Origin of the sequence: Streptomyces katrae, assembly GCF_000966975.1 — a bacterium.
GTDB lineage: Bacteria > Actinomycetota > Actinomycetes > Streptomycetales > Streptomycetaceae > Streptomyces > Streptomyces katrae.
Window position 1 is genome coordinate 1 of sequence record NZ_JZWV01000040.1, and the last position, 9,875, is coordinate 9,875.

The 9,875-nt window shown below is 73.3% G+C and carries 10 protein-coding genes; 3 read left to right on the top strand and 7 right to left on the bottom strand.

Features of this window, described 5'->3' with window-relative positions:
- Window positions 1-118: 118 nt before the first annotated feature.
- Genes VR44_RS02565 through VR44_RS02585 form a run of 5 tightly spaced genes read right to left on the bottom strand, consistent with a single transcriptional unit; the run spans window position 119 to window position 5,421 of the window.
- The gene (locus tag VR44_RS02565) at window positions 119-940 is read right to left on the bottom strand and encodes an ABC transporter ATP-binding protein (protein ID WP_063778895.1); all 822 of its coding nucleotides are present in this window, start codon (window positions 938-940) and stop codon (window positions 119-121) included.
- Window positions 937-1,956, bottom strand: a complete 1,020-nt coding sequence (locus tag VR44_RS02570; RefSeq protein WP_045945698.1) for an ABC transporter ATP-binding protein — start codon at window positions 1,954-1,956, stop codon at window positions 937-939. Before VR44_RS02570 ends, VR44_RS02565 begins: the two co-directional genes overlap by 4 nt.
- A 5-nt stretch (window positions 1,957-1,961) precedes the next feature.
- Window positions 1,962-2,840, bottom strand: coding sequence for an ABC transporter permease (locus VR44_RS02575; RefSeq protein ID WP_045945692.1), 879 nt, complete (start codon window positions 2,838-2,840; stop codon window positions 1,962-1,964).
- Window positions 2,837-3,790, bottom strand: a complete 954-nt coding sequence (locus tag VR44_RS02580; protein WP_045945699.1) for an ABC transporter permease — start codon at window positions 3,788-3,790, stop codon at window positions 2,837-2,839. Before VR44_RS02580 ends, VR44_RS02575 begins: the two co-directional genes overlap by 4 nt.
- Window positions 3,787-5,421, bottom strand: a complete 1,635-nt coding sequence (locus tag VR44_RS02585; protein WP_045945693.1) for an ABC transporter substrate-binding protein — start codon at window positions 5,419-5,421, stop codon at window positions 3,787-3,789. The genes VR44_RS02580 and VR44_RS02585 overlap by 4 nt, the downstream gene beginning before the upstream one ends.
- Before the next feature lie 131 nt (window positions 5,422-5,552).
- On the opposite strand from VR44_RS02585, the gene VR44_RS02590 reads away from it, so the two are divergent.
- The gene (locus VR44_RS02590) at window positions 5,553-6,644 is read left to right on the top strand and encodes a LacI family DNA-binding transcriptional regulator (RefSeq protein ID WP_052713442.1); all 1,092 of its coding nucleotides are present in this window, start codon (window positions 5,553-5,555) and stop codon (window positions 6,642-6,644) included.
- On the opposite strand, the gene VR44_RS02595 is transcribed toward VR44_RS02590, so the two are convergent.
- Window positions 6,611-8,245: an amidohydrolase gene (locus VR44_RS02595; protein WP_045945694.1), complete on the bottom strand. Its 1,635-nt coding sequence runs from the start codon at window positions 8,243-8,245 to the stop codon at window positions 6,611-6,613. The genes VR44_RS02590 and VR44_RS02595 overlap by 34 nt on opposite strands.
- Before the next feature lie 94 nt (window positions 8,246-8,339).
- On the opposite strand from VR44_RS02595, the gene VR44_RS02600 reads away from it, so the two are divergent.
- On the top strand, window positions 8,340-9,065 hold the full coding sequence (locus VR44_RS02600) for a TetR/AcrR family transcriptional regulator (RefSeq protein WP_045945695.1): 726 nt from the start codon (window positions 8,340-8,342) through the stop codon (window positions 9,063-9,065).
- Window positions 9,066-9,087: 22 nt separating this feature from the next.
- On the opposite strand, the gene VR44_RS02605 is transcribed toward VR44_RS02600, so the two are convergent.
- Window positions 9,088-9,507 carry a MarR family winged helix-turn-helix transcriptional regulator gene (locus VR44_RS02605; RefSeq protein WP_045945696.1) on the bottom strand — a complete coding sequence of 140 codons (420 nt, stop codon included), beginning with the start codon at window positions 9,505-9,507 and terminating at the stop codon, window positions 9,088-9,090.
- Between the two features lie 217 nt (window positions 9,508-9,724).
- On the opposite strand from VR44_RS02605, the gene VR44_RS42155 reads away from it, so the two are divergent.
- On the top strand, window positions 9,725-9,875 hold a 151-nt coding region (locus VR44_RS42155; protein WP_157880208.1), incomplete at its 3' end, for an SDR family NAD(P)-dependent oxidoreductase.

The following is a 9,875-nucleotide window of genomic DNA, read 5'->3' on the forward strand; positions in this document are numbered from 1 at the left end:
CGGTCACTTCGTCGAGACCATCTGTGCCTCCTCCTGACCGCCGACGGCGGCCACCCCCGCCGTCCCTCGTTCGAGCAGCGGGACGGGCGGCCACCGCGGCACGCCGTGTGAGCGGGCGTCAGGATCCGTGCGGGGCACGCCCGCGGCGGGGTACCGAGTCCAGGAGGAGCCGGGTGTACGGGTGTTCCGGGGACTCCAGGACCCGCGAGGCCGGGCCCGTCTCCACGACCTGACCGGACTTGAGCACGAGGATCTCGTCGGCGATGTGGCGGACCACCGCCAGGTCGTGCGTGACGAACAGGTAGCCGATCCCCGACGCCCTGCGGATCTGACCCAGGAGCTCGATGATCTGCGCCTGGATCGACACGTCGAGCGCGGCGACGGCCTCGTCGAGGACGAGGACCCGGGGTTCCACGGCGAGGGCTCGGGCGATCGCCACGCGCTGCCGCTGGCCGCCCGACAGGTCGCGGGGGAGGGCGGCGGCCTCGCGCGTGCCGAGGCCGACCTGGTCCAGGAGCCGGGTGACGCGGGTGCCGCGGCCGGCCGCGTCGAGATCCGTGTGGAGGCGCAGCACCTCGTCCAGGCATCCGGAGACGGTCACCCGGGGATCGAGCGAGAGGTACGGATCCTGGAAGACCATCTGGATCTCCCGGGCCCTGGCCAGCCGTTCCGCCCGGCGCCGGGGCCGGGTGGAGCGGTCCCGGCCGTCCAGGCGGACGGTCCCGCCGTCCGGGCGCTCCAGGCCGACGAGCATCCGGACCGTGGTGGTCTTGCCGCTGCCGGACTCCCCGACGATCGCGAGACAGGCCCCGGGCGCCAGGGAGAAGGACACGCCGTCGACCGCCGTGTGGTCCCCGTACCGCTTGCGCAGTCCCTCGACGACCAGTCCCTCGACGGCCGGTCCCTCGACGGCCGGTCCCCCTTTCGCTGAGGCGGTCACAGCGTGATCCCTTCGTCGGCACGGTGGCAGGCGGCGAGTCCGTCGCCGTGCCGGGTGAGTGCGGGCTTCTCCTCGGAGCAGCGCGGCAGCGCGTGGGCGCAGCGCGCGGCGAAGGCGCAGCCCGGCGGCGCCTCCGCCAGGGAGACGGGACGCCCGGGGATGGGGCGCGGCGCGGGCGCACCGGCTTCGATGCCCGGCGTGCAGGCGAGCAGCCCCGCCGTGTACGGGTGCCGCGGCCGGTCGAACAGCTCGTCGGTACCGCGCGTCTCCACGATCCGGCCCGCGTACATCACGTAGACCCGGTCGCAGACGGTGGCGGCCAGTTCGAGGTCGTGGGTGACGAAGAGCAGGCCCGTGCCGCGCTCGGCCCGCAGCCGGGCGAGGAGTTCGACGATCTCCGCCTGGGTCGTGACGTCCAGGGCGGTGGTCGGCTCGTCGGCGACGATCAGCGCGGGTTCGGCGGCGAGCGCCGCGGCGATGACCACCCGCTGGAGCATGCCGCCGGAGAACTCGTGGGGACGGCGGCGCAGGGCGCCGCGCGGGTCCCGGATGCCGACCGCGTCGAGGAGTTCGAGGGCCCGCGCGTCCGCCGTGGCGGCCGGGGTCCCGGCCGCGCGCAGCCCTTCGGTGAGGAAGTCGCCGACGCGGCGCAGCGGGTTCACGGAGGCACGCGGGTCCTGGTAGACCATCGCGACCTGCCGGGCCCGCAGCCCGGCCAGCTCGGAACGGCTCATGGCGAGCACGTCCCGGCCGGCGACCCGGACCTCGCCGCTGGTGCGTGCGCCCGCGGGCAGCAGCCCGAGGACGCTGCGGCACGCCACCGACTTCCCGGAGCCCGACTCCCCGACGAGGCCGACGCTCTCCCCGGGCCGTACCCGCAGGTCCACCCCGTCCAGGATCGGCCGCCGGGCCCGGTCGTCGGGCAGCCGGACCCCGAGCCCGTCGATCTCCAGGACCGGACGTCCGTCGTCGGCCGGGACCGCGGTCGCGTCCTTCCGTTCCCGCTGTCCGTTCATGCGGTTCACCGCTTCCGCCTCGCGATCCGGTCGGCGAGGCCCTCGCCGACGATGCCGAACGCCACCACGGCGAGCACGATGCACGCGGAAGGCGCGAGGGCGGGCAGCATCGCCCCCTGCTGGACGGCCGACTGGCCTTCGTTGATCATGGCGCCCCAGTCGGCGGTCGGCGGCTGCACGCCGAAGCCGAGGTAGGAGAGCGCCGCCAGGTCCATCAGCGCGTACCCGAAGTTCATCGCGGACTGGGCGAAGACGGTGGCGGCGATGTTGGGCAGCAGGTGGCGCAGGCACACGTTCCAGCCGGACCAGCCCTGTACCCGGTAGGACTCGATGTACGGGCGGGCCTTCTCCTGGCGCGCGATGCCGCGTACCAGGCGGCCCACGTACGGGGTGTAGGCCACCGCCATCGCGATCACGGGCGCGGTCATCCCCGGGCCGACGACGGAGACGAGCAGGATCGCGAGCAGGAGCCCGGGGACCGCGAAGACCATGTCCATCGAGCGGGACAGGACGGAGTCGGCCCAGCCGCCGCGCCAGGCCGCCACCACGCCGAGCAGGGTGCCGAGCAGGGTGGACACGCCGACGACGAGCAGCGGACCGAGCAGCCCGGTGCGGGCCCCGTACATCAGCCGCGACAGGACGTCCCGTCCGGACTGGTCGGTGCCCAGGAGGTGTTCGCCGGTGGTCCCGGCCAGGCTCGCCGTGAGGTCGAGGGCCTCGGGGTCGTACGGGGCGATCACGGGGGCGAGCACGGCGATCAGGACGAGGAGTGCGAGCACCGCGACCGAAGCGGTGAACAACGGGCCCTGGGCGAGGAGGCGCAGGGGGCGCAGCCCGGGCCTGCGGCGCAGGACCGTGGACTCCGGCGGAGCGGTGGTGGTCATGAGGGGCCTTCCCCGTGGAGCGACAGCCGGGGGTCGATGAGGGGTGCGAGCAGGTCGACCGCGAGGTTGACGAGGACGAAGGCGCCCACGCTGAGCAGGGTGATCGCCTGTACGACGGCGAAGTCCTTGGCGGTGACCGACTGCACGAGCAGGGAGCCGAGGCCGGGCACGTCGAAGGCGGTCTCGACGATCGAGGTGCTGATGAGGAGCCCGGCGAGCATCGTGCCGCCGACGGTGACGACCGGGCCGAGCGCGTTGCGCAGGACGTGGCGGCGGACCACGGTCCGTCCCGGTACGCCGCGGGCGCGTGCCACCTCGACGTGCTCGCGGCCGAGTTCGTCGAGCATCGCCGAGCGGGTCACCCGGGCGAGCAGACCCGCGAAGGTCAGTGCGAGGGCGAAGGCCGGCAGGGTCAGGTGGTACAGCTGTTCGGAGAATCCGACGGGCGTGCCGCCGGGGCCGGGGAACCAGCCCAGGCGGACGGAGAACAGGGACACGAGCGCGATCGCGGTCACGAACGAAGGGGTGGCGGTGGCGACTCCGCTGCCGAGGAGCACCGCCCGGTCCAGCGGCCCGGGCCGCAGCGCGGCGAGGATCCCGGCGGTCACGCCGATGAGGGCGACGAGCAGCGCCGCGTACCCGACGAGCAGGGCCGTGCCGGGCAGCCGGGATCCGATGAGCGTGGAGACGTCCTGGTGGAACTGGGCGGAGCTGCCGAAGTCGCCCTGGAGGAAGGCGCCGAGCCACTTGGCGTACTGGACGGGCAGGGGGTCGTCCAGGTGGTACTGGGAGCGCAGGGCCGCCACGGCCTCGGGGGTCGCGGGGCGGCCGTGGAGCAGGAACGACACCGGGTCGCCGGGGGCCAGGTGGATGCTGCCGAAGACCACGAGGGAGGTCACGAGCAGCACCGCCAGCAGGCCGAGGGTGCGTCCGACGAGGTAGCGCGTCATTTCGCCGGGGCCCCGATCGTCGCGGCCCACGGGTAGTACAGCTGGGCGATCCCGGTCGGGGCGCCGGTCACGCGCTTGCCGAGGAAGACCATGTAGGGCGCCTCGTAGAGGGGGATGACCGGCAGCTCGCGCATCGCGATCCTCTGGAGCTCGGCGGTCAGTTCGGCGCGCTTGCCGGCGTCGGGTTCGGCGTTGGCCCGGTCGAAGGCGGCGTCGTACTCGGCGTTCGACCAGTTGCCGTAGTTCCCGAAGTCGCCGCTGCGCAGGTACTGGTAGAACTCCAGCGGGTCGGGCGTGTTGTCGTAGCCGTTGGTGATGACCAGGTCCAGGCCGGCGCGGGCGTTGGGGTCGACGAAGATGCTGCTGTAGGCCTCGGGGGCCACGGACTTCAGCTCGACGTCGAGGCCGATCTCCTTGCCGGCGGCCTGCACGGCGTTGGCGACGACGCTGATCTCGGGGGCGATCGTGCTGGTGACCAGGGTGATCTTGCGGCCGGTGGCGCCGGCCTCCTGGACGAGCTTCTTCGCGGCGCCGACGTCGTAGCCGGGCTCGGGCAGGCTGTCGTGGAGCGCGGCGGTCTTCTCCGGGGCCAGCGCCCACGCACCCCGCGCCGCGGGGGCCTTGGCGGGGACGCCGATGCCGCCGGCCGCCGCCTTGACGATGTTCTTCCGGTCGAGCGCCAGGGAGAGGGCCTTGCGCACCTTCAGGTCGCCGAGCGGACCGCCGAAGTCGAGGACGGCGAGGTTGGACGCGGCGGTGTTGGGGCCGAAGAGGACGCTGCCCTTGTTGCCGGAGCGCAGCTGTCCGATCGTGGCGGGGGCCACCATGTACCCGCCGTCGGCGGTGCCGGACAGGAAGGCGTTGGTACGGGCCGCCACGTCCTCGACGAAGGTGAACTTCACGGTGTCGGACTTGGGGGCGAGCCGGGGGTCCCAGTACGCGCCGTTCTTCTTCAGGGTGATCTCGGTGCCCTGGGACCAGGTGTCGAGGGAGTACGGGCCGGTGCAGTTGACCTTGCCCGCGGGGGTGCCGTAGTCCTTGCCGGCCTTGGCCAGGGTGGCGGCGCTCTCGACGGTGCCGGGGGTGGCGGCCATCAGCTCGTGGAGCAGGACGTCGGGCTTGGTGAGGCGGAGCGTCACCTCCAGCGGGCCGGTCTTCTCGACGGCCTTGACGTTCTTGAAGGCCGAGCCCCAGGGCGAGCCGGTCGCCGGGTCCATCTGGCGCTGGAGGGAGGCGACCACGTCGTCGGCGGTCATGGTCGTGCCGTCGTGGAACTTCACGCCGGGGCGCAGGGTGTAGACCAGCGTCAGCGGGTCGGGGCGGTCGTACTTCACCGCGAGGCCGGGCTCGATCCTCATGTCGGGCGTGACCCTCATGAGCTGCTCGCACACGTTGGCGAGGACGGTGTTCGGCGGGTAGTCGTACGCGAGGGCGTAGTCGAGCGTGTAGGGCTCGGCGTACAGGGACCAGGTGAAGGAGTCCAGGGGGCCCTGGGCGGGCGGCGAGAGCGGAGTGACCTCGGAGCCGGCGCCGCCGGCGGTCTTGGGGGCGGTGGCGCCGGAACAGGCGCTGGTGGTGGCCGTGAGGGCCGCGGTACAGAGGAGAAACGCGATGGTCCGGGGCATGCGCATGCAGACCCACCCCTTTACGGGTGTAGTGACGGGCGCTGGGGGATGGAGCGAGTATTGATGCGGGAACGTTCCCGCACAAGACTGTGCGGGAACGGTTTTGCAAAGGTCACGAGGGTGGCAGCATCAGTCGCATGACCGACGTCCCACCGCATGGCGGGCAGCCCTCGCCGCCCCTCCCGCGCGTCCGCCTCGTCGACGTGGCCCGCGAGGCGGGCCTCTCCAAGACGACCGTCTCGGCGGCACTGAACGGCACCGGAAGGCTCTCTCCCGAAGTCCGGGAGAAGGCCCGCGAGACCGCGCGCAGAATGGGCTACCGGCCCAACGCGACCGCGCGCCGGCTGCGCGCGGGACGGGCCAGACTGATCGGATACGTGGTCGGGGAGTTCGCCGACGCCCCCTGGACCTTCCTGGAGTCGCCGTACTTCGCCCGGCTGACCGCGGCCACCGCGGCGACGTCGCTGCGACGCGGCTACGCCGTGGTCCTGCTGCCGGCCGGGTCCCTGCAGAGCGAGTGGGCGGACCTGTCGCTCGACGCGGTCGTCGTCGCCGACCCCGTCGCCGACGACCCGATCGTCGAGGACCTCCTCGCCGCCCGCATCCCCGTGTTCAGCGACCGCTCCGTCGAGGGGCGGCCCGGGGCGTACTGGGTGGACGTGGACGCCGGCGCGGCCGTGCGCGAGGCCCTCGACCACCTCCGCGCGCAGGGCGCCCGCCGGCCCGTCCTCCTGGTGCCCGACAGCACCACCCGCTTCCACACCGAGGTGTTCGCCGCACACCGCGCGTGGTGCGCGGAGCACGGCGTGCCGGAACGGGTCGTACGGGTCGGCGCACCGGGCAACGGTCCCGTCATCCGCGCCGTCGAGACCGCCCTCGCGGACGATCCGGCGGCCGCGGGAGCACGGCCCGACGCCCTGCTCGTCGTGGCCGAGGCGAGTCCGCCCCTGGTCCTGGACGCGGCGCGCCGGCTCGGCTACGAGGTCCCCGGCGACCTGCTCCTCGTCTGCGTGAGCGAGGACGTCACCGCCGAGCACACCGAGCCGCCCGTGACCACCCTGAGCCTGCGGCCCGAGGCGATCGCGGAGGCGGGCGTCGAAACCCTGGTGGCGGTCCTGGAACACGGCGACCGGGAGGCGGCGGGGGTGCTCGTCCGGACCCGCCTCGACGTACGGGCGTCATCCGTCCGGCCCGCTCAGAGCGAGTGCACGAGCCGGCCGCCGACGTAGGTCCGCTCCACGCGGGCCTCGGCGATCTCCTCCGCGGGCGCCGTGAGGATGTCGCGGTCCAGGACGACCAGGTCGGCGAGGTTGCCCACCCGCAGGCTGCCCGCGTCGTCGTGACCGTTCACATGGGCGGCCCCGGCCGTGTATGCGGCCAGCGCGGTCGGCAGGTCGAGCCGCTGCTCGGGGTAGAAGATCCGCTCGTGGGCGGCCTCCGGGTCCCGGCGGTTGACGGCCACGTGCAGGCCCGCCAGCGGGTCGGGGCTGCTCACCGGCCAGTCGCTGCCCGCGACGAGGGTCGCGCCCGCGCGCACCAGGTCGCCGAACGGGTACTGCCAGGCGGAGCGCTCCGGACCCAGGAACGGGATGGTCAGGTCGTCCATCTGCGGCTCGTGGGCCGCCCAGAGGGGCTGGATGTTGGCCAGGGCACCGAGCGCGGCGAAGCGGGTGAGGTCCTCGGGGTGGACGACCTGGAGATGGGCGAGGTGGTGGCGGTTGCCGCGGTGCCCGTTGGCCGCCACGGCCGATTCGATCGCGTCGAGGGCCTCGCGGACGGCCCGGTCGCCCAGGGCGTGGAAGTGCACCTGGAAGCCGAGGGCGTCGAGCTCCGTCACGTATCCGCGCAGCGCCCCGGGCTCGACGAAGCTCAGGCCGGTGTTGGCGGTGGCGCAGCCGCAGCCGTCCAGGTAGGGGGAGGTCATGGCGGCGGTGAAGTTCTCCGCCACGCCGTCCTGCATGATCTTCACCGAGGTCGCGCGGAACCGTCCCGCCCGCAACTTCTCGCGACGGGCCACCAGTTCGGGGATCTGCTCGGCGCCCCGAGCCCGGTCCCACCACAGCGCTCCGGTCACCCGGGCCGTGAGGGAGCCGTCCCCCGCCGCGGTCAGGTACGTGTCCGAGGGGTCGGGCCGGCCGCCCAGTTCGCCGAGCATCGCGTCCTGCCAGCCCGTGACACCGAGGGAGTGCAGCAGCTTCTGGGCCCGCAGCAGTCCGGCGAGGAGCTCGTCCGGGGTGCTCGGCGGCAGCAGCCGGCCGACCAGCGAGGTGGCGCCCTCCTGGAGCATGCCGCTGGGGGTTCCGTCCGGCTCGCGCTCGATCCGGCCGTCGGCCGGATCGGGGGTGGCGGCGGTGATCCCGGCGAGTTCGAGCGCCCGGGTGTTGGCCCAGGCGCCGTGGTGGTCCCGGTTGGCCAGGAGGACCGGGCGGTCCGGGACGACGGCGTCGAGCAGTTGCCGCGTCGGCAGCCCGCCTTCGAAGCTCTCCATCGACCAGCCGCCACCGGTGATCCACTCGCGGTCCGGGTGGGCGTCGGCGTACGCCCGGATCCGGGCCAGGTAGTCGTCCACGGTGACGGTCTCGGTCAGATCGCACTCGGCCAGCTCCGCCCCGGCGAAGACCGGGTGCATGTGGGCGTCCTGGAAGCCGGGGATCAGCAGCTTCCCCGTCAGGTCGACCACCTCGGTGCCGGGCCCCACGAGTTCCCGCACCTCGTCGTGGCCGACGGCCGCGATCCTGTCGCCGATGACGGCGAGCGAGGTCGCCCGGGTGCGGGCCGGGTCCACCGTGAAGACGGGGCCGCGGGTGAAGACCAGATCGGCCTTGGCCATGTGAACGCTCCAGAGCGTGAGGCGACGGGGGATGGGCGCCATGGAAGCGGCAGGGCCGTTTACACGTCAATGGTGTTGTCGTAAGGTCCCGGCCATGTCCGAACGTGTCACAGCCGAACGTGTCATCCCCGAAGGCGGCCGCCGGCGCCGCAGACCCACCAAGCAGGGCGCCGTCCTCTCGGAGCGGCTCATCGTCGAGACGGCGCTGCGGCTGGTCGCCCAGCACGGCGCCGAAGCGCTCTCCGTACGCAGGCTGGGCGCCGCACTCGGCGCCGACCCGAGCGCGCTCTACCGCTACTTCCGCAACACCGACGCCCTCCTCCTCGCCCTCGCGGACGAACTGATCGGCAGGGCGCAGGAGGGCTGGCGGGCGACCGGGGACTGGCGGGAGGACCTGCGCTCGATGGGCCTGCGGATCCACGCCTGCTATCTGTCCCACCCGCAGGCCGCCGTCCTCGGGGCCTACCGCACGACGGGACGCCCCCACGAGACCGCGGCCGTCGAGCGGATCCTCGGCATCCTCGCCGCGGCGGGCTTCCCCGCCCCCTTCGCCGTCCGCGCCTACCACGCGTTCATCGACCAGGCCCTGGCGTTCGCCGCCCAGGACGCCGCCGCGCTCGCTCTGCCGAAGGCCGCCCGGGAGGCGGACGAGGCGGTCTGGAACTCGGTCTACGGCAGGCTGTCGGCCGACACCCACCCGCACATCGCCGCGGCCTTCCCGCTGCTCGCCGCGGACATGCGCGGCAGCGGCTACCCCTTCGCCCTGGAGCTGCTGCTCGCCGCCATGGCGGTGGCGCTCCCGGCGGCGGCCGGGAGCTGAGACGGCCTGGTTCCGCGGACGGTCAGGACAGGGCCCGCCAGGCCTCGTTCAGTGCCGCCCGGAACGCGGCGGTCTCCTCGGAACCCAGGCCGGCCGTCATGCGTTCCTCGATCCGGCGTGCCGGATCGGCGTACTCCGCGAGCAGCCGCCGCCCGGGGTCGGCGAGCAGGATGAGGCGTTCGCGGCGGTTGGCCGGATTGGGCTCGCGACGGATCAGCCCGCGGCCCTCCAGCGCGCGGACCATGTCGGCCATCGACTGGGCGGTGACGAAGGAATCGCGGGCGAGCTGCGCCGCCGAGATGCCGTCGTGCCGCTCCAGCACCGTCAGGGCGGTGTACTGCAGCGCCGTGATCCCGGCGGGCTTCAGCATCTCGTCGAGCCGGGCGCGCACCGCCAGCTCCGTTCTCTTGATCAGGTAGAGCAGCGACGTGCTCACGTCCATCCTCCCGTGGTGACGGCCCGCAGGGGCGGCTCCTGCCGCTCCCGGTGCCGTGTGCCCGGGACGCGGTGCCGCCTCACCCTAGGGCATTGACAGGAATCCTGCTGATTGCCCAGACTGCGTTCATCAGGATTCCTGTCGATTGCGGCTCGGCCGTTGCTTTCCGGGATTCCCTCATCACCTCCTTCACCCCTTTCATCTCTTTCGAGAGGCCCCTCTCATGGATCTTCAGGGCAAGGTCGCCGTCGTCACCGGCAGCGGACGCGGTCTCGGACTGGCATACGCCCAGGCCCTCGCCGCCGCGGGTGCCGCCGTCGTCGTCAACGACGTCGACGAGGACACGGTGGACGCCGCCGTCGCCTCGATCACCT